This is a genomic window from Emticicia aquatilis, assembly GCF_014644295.1.
Lineage (GTDB): Bacteria > Bacteroidota > Bacteroidia > Cytophagales > Spirosomataceae > Emticicia > Emticicia aquatilis.
The window spans coordinates 158172-177015 of sequence record NZ_BMKK01000007.1 but is presented as its reverse complement, the minus strand read 5'-3'; the positions used below and the strand labels follow the sequence as shown (position 1 = coordinate 177015).

Annotated in this window: 19 protein-coding genes; 16 read left to right on the top strand and 3 right to left on the bottom strand. The window is 36.3% G+C overall.

Annotation, left to right across the window (positions count from 1 at the left end; translation table 11 throughout):
- The first annotated feature begins 102 nt into the window (after nt 1–102).
- From menC to coaE, 14 genes are all read left to right on the top strand, one after another.
- On the top strand, nt 103–1194 hold the full coding sequence (gene menC / locus IEX65_RS17855; protein WP_188767873.1) for an o-succinylbenzoate synthase: 1092 nt from the start codon (nt 103–105) through the stop codon (nt 1192–1194).
- 110 nt (nt 1195–1304) lie between these two features.
- Nucleotides 1305–1985, top strand: coding sequence for a Crp/Fnr family transcriptional regulator (locus tag IEX65_RS17850; RefSeq protein WP_188767872.1), 681 nt, complete (start codon nt 1305–1307; stop codon nt 1983–1985).
- A 153-nt stretch (nt 1986–2138) separates the two neighbouring features.
- The gene (locus tag IEX65_RS17845; RefSeq protein WP_188767871.1) at nt 2139–2621 is read left to right on the top strand and encodes a DM13 domain-containing protein; all 483 of its coding nucleotides are present in this window, start codon (nt 2139–2141) and stop codon (nt 2619–2621) included.
- A gap of 24 nt (nt 2622–2645) precedes the next feature.
- Nucleotides 2646–3356, top strand: coding sequence for a hypothetical protein (locus tag IEX65_RS17840; RefSeq protein ID WP_188767870.1), 711 nt, complete (start codon nt 2646–2648; stop codon nt 3354–3356).
- A 12-nt stretch (nt 3357–3368) separates the two neighbouring features.
- Entirely contained in the window at nt 3369–3920 is a 552-nt protein-coding gene (locus tag IEX65_RS17835; RefSeq protein WP_188767869.1) for a YceI family protein, read from the top strand.
- The gene (locus tag IEX65_RS17830) at nt 3917–4417 is read left to right on the top strand and encodes a DinB family protein (RefSeq protein WP_188767868.1); all 501 of its coding nucleotides are present in this window, start codon (nt 3917–3919) and stop codon (nt 4415–4417) included. The genes IEX65_RS17835 and IEX65_RS17830 overlap by 4 nt, the downstream gene beginning before the upstream one ends.
- Before the next feature lie 145 nt (nt 4418–4562).
- Nucleotides 4563–5288: an NRDE family protein gene (locus IEX65_RS17825; RefSeq protein WP_188767867.1), complete on the top strand. Its 726-nt coding sequence runs from the start codon at nt 4563–4565 to the stop codon at nt 5286–5288.
- Nucleotides 5289–5395: 107 nt separating this feature from the next.
- Nucleotides 5396–6475 (top strand): type III polyketide synthase, encoded by a 1080-nt coding sequence (locus IEX65_RS17820; protein ID WP_188767864.1) that lies wholly within the window; start codon nt 5396–5398, stop codon nt 6473–6475.
- Entirely contained in the window at nt 6472–7317 is an 846-nt protein-coding gene (locus IEX65_RS17815) for a methyltransferase domain-containing protein (RefSeq protein ID WP_188767863.1), read from the top strand. The genes IEX65_RS17820 and IEX65_RS17815 overlap by 4 nt, the downstream gene beginning before the upstream one ends.
- Before the next feature lie 122 nt (nt 7318–7439).
- Nucleotides 7440–8150 (top strand): DUF3291 domain-containing protein, encoded by a 711-nt coding sequence (locus tag IEX65_RS17810; RefSeq protein WP_188767862.1) that lies wholly within the window; start codon nt 7440–7442, stop codon nt 8148–8150.
- Nucleotides 8151–8380: 230 nt separating this feature from the next.
- Nucleotides 8381–10462, top strand: a complete 2082-nt coding sequence (locus tag IEX65_RS17805; protein WP_188767860.1) for a T9SS type B sorting domain-containing protein — start codon at nt 8381–8383, stop codon at nt 10460–10462.
- 98 nt (nt 10463–10560) lie between these two features.
- Nucleotides 10561–10902 (top strand): YbaB/EbfC family nucleoid-associated protein, encoded by a 342-nt coding sequence (locus tag IEX65_RS17800; RefSeq protein ID WP_188767858.1) that lies wholly within the window; start codon nt 10561–10563, stop codon nt 10900–10902.
- A 6-nt stretch (nt 10903–10908) separates the two neighbouring features.
- Nucleotides 10909–11889: a glycosyltransferase family 2 protein gene (locus IEX65_RS17795; protein ID WP_188767856.1), complete on the top strand. Its 981-nt coding sequence runs from the start codon at nt 10909–10911 to the stop codon at nt 11887–11889.
- Nucleotides 11886–12479, top strand: coding sequence for a dephospho-CoA kinase (gene coaE / locus IEX65_RS17790; RefSeq protein ID WP_188767854.1), 594 nt, complete (start codon nt 11886–11888; stop codon nt 12477–12479). The genes IEX65_RS17795 and coaE overlap by 4 nt, the downstream gene beginning before the upstream one ends.
- Here the strand turns inward: coaE and IEX65_RS17785 are convergent.
- Entirely contained in the window at nt 12465–13151 is a 687-nt protein-coding gene (locus IEX65_RS17785; protein ID WP_188767852.1) for a TIGR04282 family arsenosugar biosynthesis glycosyltransferase, read from the bottom strand. The two genes, coaE and IEX65_RS17785, sit on opposite strands and share 15 nt — an antisense overlap.
- Nucleotides 13152–13298: 147 nt before the next feature.
- On the opposite strand from IEX65_RS17785, the gene IEX65_RS17780 reads away from it, so the two are divergent.
- Complete coding sequence (locus IEX65_RS17780) at nt 13299–13664, top strand: Rid family detoxifying hydrolase (protein WP_188767850.1); 366 nt, start codon at nt 13299–13301, stop codon at nt 13662–13664.
- A 200-nt stretch (nt 13665–13864) separates the two neighbouring features.
- Nucleotides 13865–16072, top strand: coding sequence for a fibronectin type III domain-containing protein (locus IEX65_RS17775; RefSeq protein ID WP_188767848.1), 2208 nt, complete (start codon nt 13865–13867; stop codon nt 16070–16072).
- 357 nt (nt 16073–16429) lie between these two features.
- Here IEX65_RS17775 and IEX65_RS17770 read toward each other — a convergent pair whose 3' ends face one another.
- Together IEX65_RS17770 and rpe are read right to left on the bottom strand one after the other, a co-directional pair.
- A complete protein-coding gene (locus IEX65_RS17770; protein WP_188767846.1) occupies nt 16430–18049 on the bottom strand; it encodes a glycosyltransferase family 39 protein in 1620 nt (539 codons plus the stop codon).
- Nucleotides 18050–18052: 3 nt separating this feature from the next.
- On the bottom strand, nt 18053–18706 hold the full coding sequence (gene rpe, locus IEX65_RS17765; protein ID WP_188767845.1) for a ribulose-phosphate 3-epimerase: 654 nt from the start codon (nt 18704–18706) through the stop codon (nt 18053–18055).
- Nucleotides 18707–18844 lie beyond the last annotated feature (138 nt).

Genomic DNA, 18844 nt, shown 5'->3' with positions numbered 1-18844 from the left:
TGGTTCTTTCAAAAGCAAACTGCTCGAAAAGCATATAAATCGCCGATTTGTGTCATAAAAAACAAAAGTTTCTGTACTTTTGCCAAAATTAAGCATTTTTCAATGGGTCTGAAAGTCAAATGGTTGAAGCACACTTTAAAGTTCAAGTTTGAGGCTGGAACTTCACGTGGTGTCTATACCGAGAAAGATACTTTTTTCTTGAAAATCTTCGATTCTGAAAACCCATCGGTTTTTGGCTTGGGAGAAGCTGCCCCATTGAAAGGTTTGAGTATTGATGATTTGCCCAACTTCGAGGAAATTCTGCAAGAAATCTGCGATACCTTCAATAGCCTCGACCTTGAAGTTTTTGAATGGAATATCAATATTATTCTTTCTCAACTCATCGACGACCGCTTCCCTTCAATCAAATTTGGTTTTGAAACCGCCCTACTCGATGTAATGAACGGTGGACGAAGGGTCATTTTCGATAATGATTTCTCAAAAAGTCAGAAAGCAATCAATATCAATGGTTTGGTTTGGATGGGAAGTAAAGAGTTTATGACTACCCAAGTCGATGAAAAACTGGCGGCAGGCTTCGATACCATCAAAATGAAAGTTGGGGCGATAAATTTTACGGAAGAATTAGAAATTTTAGCGAGCATTCGTCAACAATTTTCGGCCGAACAAATCACACTTAGAGTAGATGCCAATGGAGCGTTTTCGCCTGAAGAAGCTTCTGAAAAACTCTCGCAACTCGGTAACTATCAAATACATAGCATTGAACAACCTATCAAACAAAAGCAAGCAGAAGCAATGGCCGAGCTGTGCCAAAATAGCCCAGTACCCATTGCTCTCGACGAAGAATTGATTGGTGTAAGCGATTACGTGCAGAAAATGCAATTGCTCAAAAAACTTAAACCGACTTACATCATTCTGAAACCCACGCTTTTGGGTGGTTTGCAACACTGCCGAGAATGGATTGAGATTGCATCTCGCCTGCACATTGGTTGGTGGATGACCTCGGCACTCGAGTCGAATATTGGGCTAAATGCCATTGCTCAATTTACGGCCGAATACAAAAATCAGTTGCCACAAGGTTTAGGTACGGGGTCTTTGTATCATAATAATATTGCCAGCCCTCTTTTGGTCGAAAATGGTAAGCTGCATTACCAATCCAACATTGATTGGGATTTAAGTTTGATTCAAAATTTATAATTTACTGCCTATTTTTGAAGTAATTAGATATTTTCTAACTTCGTTCTGAATTGTTCTCTCGCTTTTTTCGTATCTTTTATAAAAACTAACCAACACTAAGATACACTACTATGAATCTCGAAACTAAATATTGGCATTTGCACAATCATAAGTTGATGAATGTTTTGAGTTCGGCTGAACTAAAAGAAATTTGCCTCATAACTAACTTCAAAACTGCAAAAAAGGGCGAAATCATCTACTTTTCGCATGATGAGTCAAGTCGGGTTTACACATTGAAACGTGGTACTATAAAAATTGTAGAAATTGATGCCAAAGGCAACGAAATCGTAAAAGATATTTTGCAAGAAGGCGATTTATTCGGGCAGTTTACACTAACCGACCAAACGCTTGACGAATATGCCATTGCCGTTTCTGACTACGTAACTTGTTGTAGTTTCCGAATGGATGATTTTGAAAAAATCATTGAGCGAAACCCCGCTTTGGCACTTCGCTACACCAAATGGATGGGTTTTAGGCTCAAACGTCTCGAAAACCGTTATGCCAACTTAGTTTTTAAAGATGTTCGTACCCGCCTCATCGAATTTCTGAAAGATTGGGCGTCAAAAGAAGGCACAAACACACAAGACGAAATCATCTTAAAAAATTATCTTACACACCAAGACATCGCCAGTCTGATTTGTAGCACTCGTCAAACAGTTACATCGCTCTTCAACGACCTTAAAGAAAAGGGCGTTTTAGACTATACTCGCACCGAAATCATCATCAAAAATAATGCTCTCTTAGCACTATAATAACCTCTTACATAAATATTTCTCCATAGAATCGGGTTTGCAAACCCGATTCTATGGAGAAATCAAATACCTTCTTTTCGGTTTTGGTCATCCAGCCGACATTTACTCTTTTCAAGGCTTTCTACATTTGTATCAACAAAATAAGAAAGCAATATGAAAAACATCATCTGCATCTCCGCTTTATTAATATGCACTTTGGCTTGTCGAAAAGATAGTGTCATAGATTCGGTAGTTATGAATATGCCTATGCAGGAAACCACCGAACCGAAAGAATCGTCTGCTCCGACTTCGCAAGTAGTCAGCATGACCGACCTTCAAAATCAAACTATTATTCTACAAGGCACTTTTACTTCTGGCGTACATACCACGAGCGGAAAAGTATTTATCTACGAAGACAAAAACAAAAATTACAGTTTGGTTTTTGAAAACTTCAAAACTGATGCTGGCCCCGACCTGAGAATCTATTTGGCGGAAGATAAGGTACTGACCAACTTCACTCAAATCACTGATAAAGTGAATACCAACGGTAGTTATATTTTGCCTATTCCTGCTTCTGTTGACCTAAAAAAACAAACAACTGTCGTGATTTGGTGTAAGGCCTTTTCGGTATTGTTTGGTAGTGCAAGTCTAAAATAATATTTCATCAACCACCCAAATAACATGAATAAAGTAACAATTTTATTAGTAATTATGCTGTTTATCAGCCATTTATCATTTTCACAAACTAAAAACCAACGCTATGCCGATTTATCCATCGCAGCCGTTGGTGGGTTTTCGCCAGCATTATCTTATAACTATAACTGGGGATTGGGCAAAAGAGGGAAATTCAAGATTGGCACAGGCATTCGTTTTACATACTTTTCTAAAGGCAAGACCGATTTAATTACTGCTCCAGCATCACTCACATCGGGAGAAAAAGGCCCACAGGTACTTTTTACAGAAAATATCTTGAGCAATTTTGATACGCTCAAAGTATCAAAAATCGGTGCTGGCTATATCAATATTCCGATTCATTTGCAGTATAGTTTTAATCAAAAATTTGAGATTGGTTTTAATATAGATGCTGTTGGTCTAAGTTTTGGTAGCAAACAAAGTGGCACTTTCTATGCAAGCGACTCACGAAGTTTGAATAAAACTACCCAAACAGCTAAGCCCACCACATTTAATCTGCTCTTAGTGAGCGATAATGATTTGGGCAGTCTCAATTCAGAACTTTACGCCCGCTATTGGGTTAATGATAAAATAGGAATAAGAGCAGGTTTGAGTTTTCAGTTTGTAGAATATACAACCGATAAAATCCTTACTTTTGAAAATGACCGTTTCCGTACCAAAAGTTTGCTACCAATGGTGGCTATTTCTTACAAATTCTAACCTACAATATTCATGAATCGAAAAATAATTCTCTATATTTCTCTCATAATAAGCACTTTAAGCTATTATATCGAGACCAAAGCTCAAAGTTGGAAACCAGTAACAGCAGCCATTACTTTCAAAATCAAACACTCATTAGGTGCAACTGCCGAAGGTTCATTCAAAGGTTTTGCGGGTTCGATAAATTTCGACCCGATGAATTTGGCAACAGCATCTATAAAAGCAACCATTGATGTAAAAACCATTGATACGGGCATCAATCTCCGAGATAATACCATGCGAAGTAATGATTATTTTGGTGCAGAAAAATATCCAAGAATTTCGATGGTTTCGACCAAAATAGAGAAAGCCATCAAAGAAAATGAGTTTATTGGCTATTTTAATCTTACGATAAAAAACGTAACAAAAAATGTCAAAATTCCATTTACTTTTACTCAGAATAATGCACAAGGGGTGTTTAAAGCCAGTTTTTCAGTCAATCGAACTGAATATGGAGTCGGAGAAAAGAGTGCCTTATTGGGTGATACTGCCACCATTTTTATAACTATCAATACGCAACAATGAAAAATACGGTTTATATAGAAGTAATCAAACAACTCACCGATTTACTCAAGCAACTAACTCCCGAAAAATACACCCAGTCACTTTGTGTTTTGAATGGCAGTAGTATCGGTCAACACACTCGGCACGTTATTGAATTTTATCAGTGCTTACTCAAAGGTGTGGCTGGGGGAATCATAGATTATGATGCCCGTGAGCGAAACTTCCTGCTCGAAAACGACCTATATTTCACGGTCGAAACCTTAGAAAATATCCAAAAACAGATAATTTCTATCAAAAAACCTAATGAGTCAATCTTATTGGCAGTCAGTTATAGTCCAGATAATCAAGACTATATCGAAACCAATTTTATGAGAGAAATGGTTTATCTCGTTGAGCATTCAATTCACCATTACGCACTCATTCGTATTGGTTTACAAGAAAATTTTTCAAACATCTATATTCCAAAAAACTTTGGAGTAGCCTATTCAACCGTTCGTCACCACGAAATGAGTGCGTAGGTTTGGTGATTTGTTATTGGGAAACTTTACTGGTGGATTAGTCATTAATTATCAGCCAAGAGTATAACAATAACTAATTCTCAATTAACAATACACCAATAACCAGTTTCCCAATAAACCAATAACAAATCGACCAATAACAAAAATGTGCGTTCTGACCTACATACCAATCAAATCTGGCGGTTATCTATTCACTTCTAATCGAGATGAAAGTGTTTTGCGTGAAGCGGCATTACCGCCACGAAAATATGGGCTCGGAGGTCGATATGTTTTCTTTCCGAAAGACCCTGTGGGTGGCGGAACATGGATTGCAGGCTGCGATAGATTTACACTTTGTTTGCTAAACGGGGGTATTGAAAAACACCTACCTTCGCCGCCATATCGCCAAAGTCGTGGGCGAATCATCTTAGATTTTTATCAATTCCAAAACATTGATTCTTTCTACAAAAACTACCAATTTGAAGGAATTGAACCGTTTACGTTAATTATCATTGACCGAGAAAACTCTTTCATAATCAATGAATTAAGATGGACGGGCAGCCAAATAAGTATCAAACAAATTGATGCACAAAAACCACATATTTGGTCGTCGGTTACGCTCTATACTCCTCACATCATTCAAGAACGAGAAGAATGGTTTCTTGATTTTCTGGAGAAAAACCCCAACTGCACGGAAGAAGATGTACTAAACTTTCATCATTTCGGAGGAAATGGCGATGTACGAAACAACATAAAGATGAATCGTGAAAACAAATTGAAAACTTTGAGTGTTACACAGTTTAGTATTAGTAACGAAAATTTTCTGGTAAGATACCAAGACCTCCAAAAAGAGAAAGATTTCGTATATAGAGTATTCACAGAATATGTTTGAAAATCAACACTACAAGATACTGATTCTCACAAAAGTACGTTCTGAGTTAAGTTTACTTTGAAAACTATCGACTATTGTCGATGGACAATTGACTTTAATTCTCTTTCATGTCAAAAATATTAGCCATCGGCACTGCCAATCCGGCTCATCGTCATCAACAAAACGACATCATGCAATTTATGCTCGATGCCAATAATCCTGACGAAAAAAACAGAAAACTTCTTCCGATTTTATACCATAGAAGCGGCATTGATACACGTTACTCCGTATTTTCTGATTTCTCGCTTGCTCGTGGACAATGGGCTTTTTTTGGTGATAACTGCACCATGCCATCGCTCGAAAAACGTATGACTTTCTATAATCAAGAAGCTGTAAAATTATCAGTTTCAGCCATTGAAGACTGCCTAAATTCTATTGAGAAACCCACTGACATTCAAGAAATCACGCACCTAATTACGGTTACTTGTACAGGAATTACAGCCCCAGGATTAGATATACAACTCGTACAAGCCCTCAATCTTTCGCCCAATATTGTCCGTACTTCGGTCAATTTTATGGGTTGCTATGCCGCACTTCATGCCCTCAAGATAGCAGATGCTTTTTGTAGAGCCGACGCTTCGGCTAAAGTATTGGTTGTTTGTACTGAACTCTGTACGCTTCATTTCCAAAAATCTAACGATGTTGACGCCATTCTTTCATCCACGCTCTTTGCCGATGGCTCGGCGGCTTGTATCATCAGTGGCGATAAGAGTGCTAAAGGCTTAGAAATCAAGCAATTTTATTCACAAATTGCCTTGAGTGGACAAGCAGATATGGCTTGGCAACTATCGAGTACAGGTTTTCTGATGACGCTTACCAATCACGTTCCGAAGTTGATAAAGCATGAAATAAAGCATCTGCTTGAAAATTCACTACAAAAACTGGGCATAGAAACCGAAAGTATTACCGATTGGGCCATACATCCTGGGGGAAAAAATATATTAGAGGCCGTTGAATCTTCGCTCGAATTAGCTCCTGATGCCTTAGCCGAATCTTATGATGTATTAAAGAACTACGGAAATATGTCGTCACCGACAATCTTATTCGTTTTGAAAAAAATGATGGAAGACTCCAACAAAAAAGGCAATATTTTTGCAATAGCTTTCGGACCAGGTATCACGATGGAAAGCGTAATTTTAGAACGATGAATTTCAAAACTCGCTCCTACCAACCCGAATTACTCGATAACGACGAAATTCCGACCGAAGACCTTTACCAAAATCTTCGAGAGCTTGACTTTATCAATAGTTATCTCGGCGGACATTCAGTAGTTTTAGATGGAATTAGACATTTTATTAATTCAATACATAATAAATATACAGATAATACAATTCAATTAAACAATTCGATAAATTCCAATAAAAATATAAATTCAGAATTTACACAAAAAACAATTAATACAAATCAATCAAAAAATTCAATCATTCCAGTTAATAATATATTTTCAAATATTTCTGAAAAATTAAAAATATGTGAAATTGGTAGTGGTGGTGGTGATAATTTAAGAGCTATTAGTCGATTTCTAAGTCAAAAAAGTATATCACATTCGCTCGGTGGCGTTGATTTGAAAGAAGATTGTGTAAGATTTGCTGAAAATTTTGAAACGCAAAATACAACAATCAACTATGAAATAGCCGATTATCAACTGGCCACATTCCCAGATGGGAAGCCACATATAATCTTCAATTCGTTGTTTTGCCATCATTTCAAAGATGAAGATTTAGTAAAAATGCTACAATGGATGCAAAAAAATGCACAAGTTGGTTTTGTTATTGCCGATTTGCACCGACACCCATTGGCTTATTATTCAATCAAATGGCTTACTGCTATATTTTCAAAATCTTATTTGGTCAAAAACGATGCTCCTCTTTCCGTTTTAAGAGGTTTTTCGAGAAAAGAATGGGTAATTCTGCTTGAAAAAGCTGGCATCAAAAACTATAAAATCAAGTGGAAATGGGCATTTAGATGGTTGATTTTGGTAGAAAATTAAATCATACACCAAACTTTCCTTATCTTCGCTATCGACATTTGAAAACTTGTCCTACAATTTTATAACTTATTGTGGTTTCCGATGTTTATACTTTAATCATCAACTTCGTACTCATCAAAAAAATGTTTGTCAGCCTAACCATTGTTCGTTACCCAAAATATTTGATTCCTCTGGCGTTTATTTCGATGGCAATTCTGCATATACCGTTGTTTTTTACCAAAGGAATTACATTTTGGAAGCTATTGGGCTGTGGTAAAAATGGCACTTTTGATATTCATCCCGATTATCAACAATGGGGTTTGATGGCAGTTTGGAAAGAGAAAAATGACTTTGATAATTTCAAGAATAAATCATTTGTTTGGGCATGGTGGCGATTACTAACCAATGAACAATGGACAATCGGCTGTATTCCTTACGAATCGCACGGCAAATGGGACGATAAAGAACCATTTGGACAACCTACACCTAACAGAAACTATACTGGCCCAATTGCAGTACTGACCCGTGCAACAATTCGATTATCAAAATTATCTGGTTTTTGGAAAAATGTACCAACCATTGCGGCATCAATGACGCACGCCCAAGGGTTTATCACTTCGGTTGGGATTGGTGAAATGCCTTTTGTGCGACAAGCCACATTCTCAGTTTGGGATAGTTTAGAAGATGTGAAAAAGTTTGCGTATAGGCAGAGAGAACACGCCGAAGTCATCAAGAAAACACACGCAGAAGGTTGGTATTCGGAAGAACTTTTTGCGAGATTCATACCCGTAGAAACCTTCGGTACTATCAAGGGAATCAATCCATTTACAATCGAACTACAAAATCAGGCTTAACAAATATCACGCCAAACCACCTTTTTGAGTCAAAACACATTAAACAACTGACTATCAGCAAGATAATACACATTTTTATTATCCTTCATTTGCATTTCTCACTATATTTTTTAAATTTTACTGAATATTTCCCTCCACAGATTCGTTATCTAACAGATTCCGCTACTAACGGGCATGATTTTTGCTTAAAAAAACTATTGAGTGAGTGAACACATGAAAAGATTTTAACTATGTCCCGTATTAAATTTATTTTATTATGGTTATGTGCTTTTTGCATTACTAACCTTTCTTTTGGCCAGCAAGATACGAAGCCAGCAAAGTGTACAAATCCTGGAGGAGGTATATTAGTTGGCGGTTTTTTTGATGTCTCGCCTGGAGTTGGTTGCTTAAATTTCCAAACAAATTCAGGCACTGCGATAGTTGCAAATGCTAAAGACTTAACTGGTGGCACTAATTTTAAAGATTTAGGATACATTTTTAATTTTAAAGATGGCGATAATATCATTTTCCAACCTACTTTAGAAACATCTAAAACTTTTACACAACCTGGCACTTATTGGATTTTACAAGGTATGAATATAAATGGTGCTGCCTATATTACTTGTAATTCATTTGAATTAGTACAAACAGAAGTACCTGACCTTGATGTAAGCTCTTGCGGCACCAATGAAATAACCTTGACATTCAAAAAGTCGGCGGCTAATGATAAGCATAGTGGTTATAGAATTCTTTGGGGTGACGGTTCTCAAGAATTTCTTTCTGGCATCACTCCAAATAATTTCCCATTTACTAAAACGCATACTTATTCAGGAACTCCATCAGGTCAACCACTAATTGTCGGACGCTACGCTAAAGGTTGTGAAAGCACGCCGCTTCCGTTCCAGTTTAATGTAAATAATAAACCTAAAATCAGCGAATTAGAGGGATTAACTGGTGGAACAAGTAATAAAATTACAATGATTGAAGGGTCAGATGGTAAAGCTTACACTATCGAACAAAAGCCTAAAAATGGTAACTGGAATGATACAGGTATGAAATTAACCCGTAATATTGGCGAAACATTTAAAACCACAACTCTTACTGGCTTCAACGCTACAACCGAATATTGCTTTAGATTAAAAACTACTGATGGATGTAATAATGCAATTTTATCTAACGAAGTATGTACGATTATTCCAAAAGCAACCGTAACCAGCCCTAAAGAAGTAAAAATTGATTGGAATTCACCCGACCCAACTGTAACTCGTTACTCGGTTGGTTATAGCGAATCGCCAACAGGGGCAAATCCAAATACTGGAGCCCCAGTAACTCCAACAGGTACAACCTATCTATTTAATGCACTTGACTGCAAGAAAAAATATGATTTCAAAGTAACTGGATTTGTCGGTACTACTCCTAATCAAGTCGTAATCAAATCTCCAACTATTTTGGTTGACCCAGCAGTTTCGGCAAAATTAGCAGCTAAAACTATCGGTACTGTATCAGTTCTTAATAGTAGTACGATTAAGTTTAGTATTTATGAAGCTGGAAATAAGGCCGATAACTATATTTTTTATCGTTCGGAAGGTGGCCCAAATAATTTTGTACAAATAAAGCAGTCAACCGAAAATTTCTATGATGATAAAAGTGTTGAGCCAGCTAAACAACAATATTGTTATAAAGTAGAATATCAAGATGAATGTGGCAATACTTCTGAACCATCACCTGCGTTTTGCAGTATTTTTCTTACTTCTACTCGCCCAAATACACTCAATTGGACGCAATATGTAATTCCTGCTCCTGGAACTTTCCCAGTAGATTATTACGTAGAAACAATAGATGAAAGTGGCAACATCAATACGGTTAACTCTACTGGTGATACCGAATTAGGTGTAAAAATACAAATCGAAAAACTTTTAGAATCTCCAACTACCAATGGGGAGGCAAAGTTTAGAATAAGGGGAGTTCAAAAAGTAAAAATTGATATCGGAGGTGGAACAATAATCGACTTTCCATTTGAGGTATATTCCAACGAATATATATTTATTACCCCTGCCCAATTGTATGTTCCTACGGCATTTTCGCCTAATGCTGACGGCTTCAATGAAGTATTTGAGATAAAAGGCAGATTTATTGCAGAATTTAACTTAGAAGTCTATGACCGTTGGGGAAATATAATTTTTGAAAGTAAAAGATTAGATGATGGATGGAAAGGCACTGCCAGCGATGGCGTTACGCCTGCACCAGCAGGTAATTATGGCTTTAAAGTATTTGGTTTAGACCCCGCAGGACAGAAATTTGAGAAAGTCGGCTCAGTGACACTTATCAGATAATCAACTCATAATATTTAGGCGTGTTATTTTAACCAAAGGCAGTTCTTAACCGACTGCCTTTTTTTGTATATTTGCATTACAATTAAACTCATACGGATATGAACATGGGAGACCTTTTCGGGATGGCAAGCAAAATGAAAGAAATGCAAGCCCGAATGCAAGAAGCACAAGAGAATTTGACAAAAATAACCGAAGTAGGTGAAGCAGGAGCTGGAATGGTAAAAGCCACTGCCAATGGTAAAAAACAATTAGTACGCATAGAAATCGACGAAGATTTAATGAAAGCCAGCGACCGTGAAATCTTGCAAGATTTGATTGTGGCAGCCACTAATAAAGCTCTCGAAAAAGTAGAAGTAAAAGCCAAAGAAGAATTACAAAAATCGACTGAAGGATTGATGCCGAATATCCCTGGAATGGATTTGGATAAACTTTTCAAATAAAATACTATGACCAAAGTTGCCGTAGTAATTTTAAACTATAACGGACAAAAGTTTTTAGCGACCTTCTTACCATCTGTAATTAATCATAATGATGGGTATGAAATTATTGTGGCAGATAATGCCTCAACTGATAACTCTGTAAACTTTCTTAAAAGCAATTTTGCTGATATTAAAATTATTCAGCTTGCCAATAATGATGGTTTTGCGGGCGGATATAATAATGCACTGAAAGAAATTGAGGCAGAATATTATGTTTTGCTCAACTCAGATGTTGAAGTAAGTCCGAATTGGACAAAACCAATCATTGATTTAATGGATAAGGATAAGTCAATTGCAGCATGTCAACCAAAAATCTTGAGTTATCAGCAAAAAACGCACTTTGAATACGCAGGAGCAGCAGGTGGCTATATTGATTGGTTAGGTTATCCTTTTTGTAGAGGAAGAATCTTTGATAGTTACGAAGAAGATACAGGGCAGTATAACGATACCAAAGAAATTTTTTGGGCTACGGGTGCATGTATGTTTGTTCGGGCAGAAGTTTTCCACCAACTAAATGGATTCGATGCTCAATTCTTTGCTCACATGGAAGAAATTGACCTATGTTGGCGAATGAAAAATCAAGGAAATCGCATCATTTATTCATCAGCTTCAACTGTCTATCATGTTGGTGGCGGGACTTTGCACAAGTCAAATCCACGCAAGACATTTCTGAATTACCGCAATGGTCTTGCAATGCTTTATAAAAATTTACCAAGCAATAAGCTATTTTCAACGATTCTGCTAAGACTCATTCTGGATGGAATTTCGGGAATTAAACTATTGGCAGATGGCTCATTTTCTGATTTCTTGGCTGTTATCAAAGCACACTTTGCATTTTATGCAATGATTCCGAAACTGGAGAGAAAAGCTCCTAAGCAGGTAAATCATATTTATCAGAAAAGCATCGTTTGGGAGTATTTTGTGAAGAAACAAAAACCAATAATATGAAAGTAATTGGCATAACAGGAGGAATAGGCTCTGGGAAAAGCATTGTTTGCAAAGTTTTTGAATTACTGGGCATTCCTGTTTACTATGCCGATTTACGAGCAAATTGGCTTACTAATAATGATTTACAGCTACGAAAAGAAATCAAAGAATTATTTGGCCGACAAGCATACGACGAAAACGGTCAATATAATAGAAAATGGATAGCGAATCAGGTTTTTGAAAATCCTCAATTACTTCAAATGCTTAATATGTTGATTCATCCGAGAGTTTTTAAAGACACTCAACATTGGCTCGAACTGCATCAAAACCAAGCTTATGTTTTACGCGAAGCGGCCATCAGCAATGCAGCAGGAAAAGGCAATGATTTAAACAAAGTAATTGTAGTAAGTTGTCCGATTGAAATCAGAATTAAACGAATTCAGCAGCGTGACCCTCAGCGTAGTATAGAGCAAATACATTCGATTATTGCTCGACAGAAATCAGAAGAAGAATTTTTAAATATTGCTGACTATCAAATTATTAACGATGATAGCCAGCTTATTTTACCTCAAATTTTAAGCCTTCATCAAAAATTATTAGTTGGCTTTTAGAGCCAAATGTTGTGTCTTTAAGTAATCTTTTTCTTCATCAACATCAGTTAAAGTTGGTAAAAGAAAATACCTTAAATTCATTTCTTTACACGTTTCTATTGCCTCTTGCCCTACCCTTTCATGGCTCCATTCTTTATTCCAAAATATTTGCCTTAACACTTCCTCACTTGCTTCGCCAATTAACTCAAAATTAAAACCTATCAAATAATATCCACCATCAAAAGCCGGCCCTATAACTACCTCATTAGTAGATAGTTGTCGATAAGCATCAGTAATTATATCTTGATTTAGTTCCAGGCAGTCACTTCCAATTATCAAGGCTTTAGCGTGTTTTTGGTGGTACGTTTCAACGAATGCCTCAGCCATTTTTAGACCTAAATCTTGCCCAGCAAACTGAACGGACTTATGGTATTCCGTATTCCCCCAAATATCTTTTTCATCTACAAAATCAGAATAAAACAAATATTTATCAATATCTATTAAAGGCTTAGTGATTGCCTTTGTGTGTTGCATCAAAAGATGATAAATCTCTAAAGCTCGCTCATTGCCAACGGTTGCGGCTAAACGTGTCTTTACTTTACCCAATTGTGGATTTTTTATGAAAATTATGATGGCATCCTTTTTTAAAAGATTTTGATTTTCTGAAGTTTGTGTACCAGTCGAGCTGCTCATTTATTGTTAATAATTATGCGACGAAAATTGTTTATTGTCAGTTTTATTCTGATTTTTGTTTTTCAAATTTACGAAATTAAACGTAGAATGGTTTAAAGAAAATAGACACTCATAAAAACAAACATTATCTTCAACAAAAATTCATACATGAAACAAATCATTTATACCGAAAAAGCACCCGCTCCGATTGGACCTTACAGTCAAGCGGTTTTGGCAGGTAATACGCTGTACGTTTCGGGTCAAATTGCATTCGAATTATCAACATCGGGCGACCTAAAAGCCGAAGCTCAAAAAGTAATGGAAAACATCGGTAATATCTTAGCAGAAGCGGGTATGAATTACGAAAACATTGTTAAATCGAGCATATTTTTAAAGAACATGGACGACTTCGGTCTTGTGAACGAAGTATATGGCAGCTATTTTACATCAATGCCTCCTGCTCGTGAAACAGTGCAAGTAGCCAAACTACCAAAAGATGTAAACGTTGAAATATCAGTTATTGCAGTCCAATAAAGTGCTTTCAACACAAGTACAAGGCCAGTTTATTGACTATCAACTACTTATTTTACAATTAAATCTAATTTAAAGAAATAAAGTTTACCGTAAAATAATTTTCGTGTGTCAGAATGGGTCAATAATGAATAAAAACATTTATATTTACAAAAAACAAAAGTTCCCTCCCAATATTAATAACTAAAACTGATAGTTTAGCTATGAGAAAAAATTATTTTCTATCCCTTTTTTTGTTGATTACGGCATTTTGGCACGTGCAAGCATCAGATGCAAGTAAATCAACAAATGCAAATGGTAGCTCTACCAACACAACAATGTTTGCTGCTCCCAACGCACCTTCTGGCCTTTCAGGTTCAGCAGTTGGCGGAACTGGCACAAGAATCAATCTAACATGGAATGATAATTCTATAGACGAAGCGGAATTCCAAATTGCTTATTCTGTATTACCAACAGGTTACTCTTCTATTCTTACAGGTACAGCAAATAGTATCTCTGTCGGAGGTTACACACTTACTAATTTACAACCAAATACAACTTATTATATTTGGGTAAGAGCAATTAAAAACAGTGTGGAAGTTGCACCAACTTGTTCTCCGCAAACAAACATGCCTTCTGACCCTGCTCCTGCAGGAAGGAGTGCGTCATGTTGGAGTAATGGAATTGTTGTTTCAACAAACGATAATATTCCTGCACCTGTTACTGGTGCATTTGTAGGAACGCCTTATTCTCAACGCACTAATACAGTTTATTTCAACGATAACTCAACTAACGAGTCGAACTTTATTATTGAGCGTTCAACAGGCGGAGATTATAGTGTAATTGCCACAATACCTGGCATTGCAGGAACGGGGCAACGCTCTTATGTTGATAACACTACTCAACCGAATTCAACATACTCTTACCGTATATCTGCTCGTAATGGAAGCGGTGTTGCACTTCCAGAATCACGGACTTCGTTTTTCACAACATTGCCAGACCCTCCTGTTTCTCCAAATAGTTTAGGCACTTTTAGTATAGGTTTGAACTCAGTTGGTTTATTTTGGATAAATGGTGCAAACAATGCAACCGGTTTTGCAATCCAACAATCAGTTGACAATAATAGTTGGGTAACTGTGGGAACTAATCCACCAAATAATAATGGCTTTGTAGTGCAAAACTTAAATGAAGGACAGAGATATTTCTTTAGAGTAATAGCTTTCAATACAGGTGGTAATAGTGCACCTTCAGGGGTTTTACCAGTAACTACGTTGAAACGTATTGCTCCAAATCCAGCATTTAACTTGACTGCGAAGACAATTTCAACTACTCAAATTGATTTAGCTTGGAACTTAGGCACACAAGATGGTGTAACTAACAATCGTGTAGCACAGGGAGTATTTCGTTCATCTATAAGTGCCACTGATGGGTTTACTCAAATCGCAACTATTGGAGATTATGAATCAACTTATTCTGATAAATCTGCATCTCCAAAAACTAAATATTGGTATAAAATTGTTACTGCAAACTATCAAGGAGAATCACCGTTCTCAAATGTAGCTACTGCTACTACTTTAGGGCCTCCATTTGCTCCTTCAAATTTAACAGCAGTTTTGGCTAATGATGCTTTGGGTAATACTATTATCAAAACAGGATGGAAAGATAACTCAGATGATGAGTGGGGCTTTGCACTTGAAAGAGCAACTGACAGTACTTTCACAAAAGGTGTTGTTAGAGCAGACCTTGATTCAAATACAGTTGCAGCAACGAGTATTCCAATTGAAGAAGGTGTAACTTATTATTTCAGAGTAAGTGCATCAAACAAATATGGTAGTTCTAAATACTCTCCAACAACTAAACTTGATATTGTAGTAACTGCTGCTCCAAATGCTCCTTATGACCTTAAAGGAACTGCAACTGCTACTGAAGTTTCATTGAAATGGGGTGATGATTCAAACAAAGAAGCAGGTTTTGATGTAGAGCGTTCTACTGATGGAACAACATTTACGAAATTAGCATCAACTGGCCGCAATGAAGTTAGTTATGTTGATAAAACTGTAGCTGAGAAAACTAAATATTTCTATCGTGTAAGAGCTACTAACGTAAAAGGAAATTCTGATTACACTAATGTATTACAAATAACAACTCCAGCAAAAGTTTCTGCATCAATTGACCTTGTAGCTGAAGAAGTGTTTAAGGTATATCCTAACCCAACAGCTGATGCCGTTAAAGTTTCAGTTTCGGAAAATATGTTGAAAGAGTCAGGTATGATTATTATTACTGATAAATCAAACAGAGTAATTTCTAAAACGATTTTGACTCCAAATCAATCAGAATACCGTCTTGACTTGAGCAACTACTCAGAAGGAACATATACTATTAGTCTTCGTACAGAAACGCAACAAATTACAAAGCGTGTGTACAAATTCTAATTTCAATATTGGGTAAATACAAAAGAGGCGTTGCAAATTGCGACGCCTCTTTTTTGTTGCTTATTAGATAGTTAATAGTGCCTTTATTATAAATTTGATGGTAGTTTCTCAAGATATAAAATAATGATTTATCTCCCTAAGAATTTATGTTATGATTCTAAATACAAAGTTTAAGCATTGAGATATTCTATAAAATAAGAAGGTGTTTCTTAAGAATTAAATATTGGCAGAAAATATATTCTTCTTGCTTCCCCCCTATGGAATTTGAGTTTAAAGGACACTGAATTTAGTTTATTCACCTATTTTGGGGCAAATTTGACACGATTTAATACCAAACTCATTTTAAATTATAAGATACTAATACCTATATTTTGCTCCTTTAAAATCAAAAATTAGCTTTTCACTTCCATTAGCTTTTTTAATAATGATTTTATTCTCTTCATTGAAGTCAACTCGTTGAATAATTTCGGAATCTTTGGGTAGATAAAAGTTTGTTAGCTGTGCATCGGAAACAGAATAAGAAGGCATACCTACACCACCTCTCTTCTCAATGAAAACTGAAGGATACAAAACAGTATCGCCTTTTGCATATACTCGCTGAATTGCCTTTGCTGAAAACTCGTATGTATTTGCTTGACGAGGTTCTGAGAAATACATAAAATAACGTGGTGCATTATCATCCCAAATCGTATTTATCAGATGTAGAACCATGAAGAATTGTACGGCAAAAACTGCATAAATAGGGAATTTGACAATCGACTTTTTATTCCACAAGTCTTTGATAATCAGTGAAATCAAAACTAAAGAGAAGCAATACGAATAAGCCAAATAACGTGGCATTATTCGGAATGTATTACCATCTTGATAAGCAAAAACAATTAAGGTCAATAATGGAATAAATGATAATAAAACGATAAAAACTCTTAGCCGAAATTGTTGTTTGTCTGAGGTTTTTAGTGACTTTTGTACAAAAACAAAAAATCCTAAAAGTGCTGATAGAATAATGAGAAGATATATTTTCTTGTAGAAAACAGTCTGTGAAGGATAGCCATCAATCAGCAAGAACATGGCAGAAATAACATGCCTTAGCTGCTTTAGGATATTCTTTAAATTAGCTACATTTAGATAATCATCTGGTGTTTCGAGAGCCATTTGATTGTACGTTTTTACGCTATTTGCCACATAATCAAACAACCATCTTCCCCCATCACAATTTAACCATGCTAATGCCCCTACTAAAGGTATGATTGCAGCCAATGTAAATCCGATATAGCCCCTTTTTTGTCTAAAGAAAATGACAACAAATAAAGCATGTATTAAGAATAAAGGAAAAGTCGCAAAATGACAAAGTTCACAAGCTAAGGCACAGCAACCATAGAAAACATATTTCCAAACAGGCTTTTGGCTACTTTCTTCTTCTTGAATAATTTTTAATAATAGGTGTGTGGCCAGTAACGCAAAAAACATATTAATGCTATAATTGCGTGCTACTTGCGAGTAATTAATGTAGAACGGTGAAACGGCAGCGAGAAATGCTGCCAACAAGGCTAAATTCTGCGAGCGAAAATGTTCTTTTACGAAAACAAATAATAAAACAATAGTAAAAAGGTTAAAAATCAATGAAGGCATCCGCATACTTTTGTCCGAAACCCCAAACACATTTGTCCAATAATGCAAAGAATAGGTATATAAAGCCCCATTGCCCGTATCTAAACGTGCTATCGAATCGAAAAAATCTGGCAATGATTTTTCTGACCAAAATTCTTTCGGTGTAAAATACTTATCGTTAGGTTTTCTGACCGAATCGTGTTGATTATTGCCTTCATAGGTCACAAACTGGCTTACAAATAATGAATATTTCTCATCGCCAGCCAGTCCATGTTCACCTATTTTGTAATATCTCAAACCAAATGCTAAGACTACAATCCCGATTAGGACAAAGTTTGTATTCTGTTTAAGAAATTGCTGTATTTGCATCAATTAGATATTTTTTAAATCTGCAATCGTCTGAATTGGATTTTCTGAACTAAACACAAAACTACCTGCAACGAGAGCCTTTGCACCTGCATCAACGAGTTGTTTAGCATTTTTAGAAGTTACGCCTCCATCAATTTCAATCATTACGGTATCTGACATCTGACGCACTTTACGTACTTTTTCGTAAGTATGTTCTATAAACCTCTGTCCACCAAAACCTGGGTTTACTGACATCACCAGTACCATATCGATGTCATGAATAATATCTTCAAGCACGTTTACTGGCGTGTGCGGATTGAGTGCAACACCTGCCTTACAACCTAAGTCTTTAATTTGCTGAATTGTGCGGTGCAAGTGTGGGCAAGCCTCGTAATGAACCGTAATAATTTCAGCACCCAATTTCTTGAAAGTTTCTAAATAACGCTCTGGTTGAACAATCATCAAATGTACATCCAATGGCTTTTTAGCATGGCGTTGGATTGCCTCCAAAACTGGCATTCCAAACGAAATATTTGGCACAAAAACACCGTCCATGATGTCGATATGAAACCAATCAGCTTGTGATACATTGAGCATTTCGCAGTCACGTTGGAGATTCGCAAAATCGGCTGCTAAAACAGAAGGAGCGATAATTGCTCCACTTGGAAGAGAACTCATACTTTTTCTGAATATTTTTTTGCAAAGTTAGGGCTTAAAACTGTGGAACGAAATTTTATTTCGTTCAAATAACTGCAAAAGCTAATATTCAAAAAATAAATATGCCACAACTTGCTATCAGAAATAACAAATTGCAGC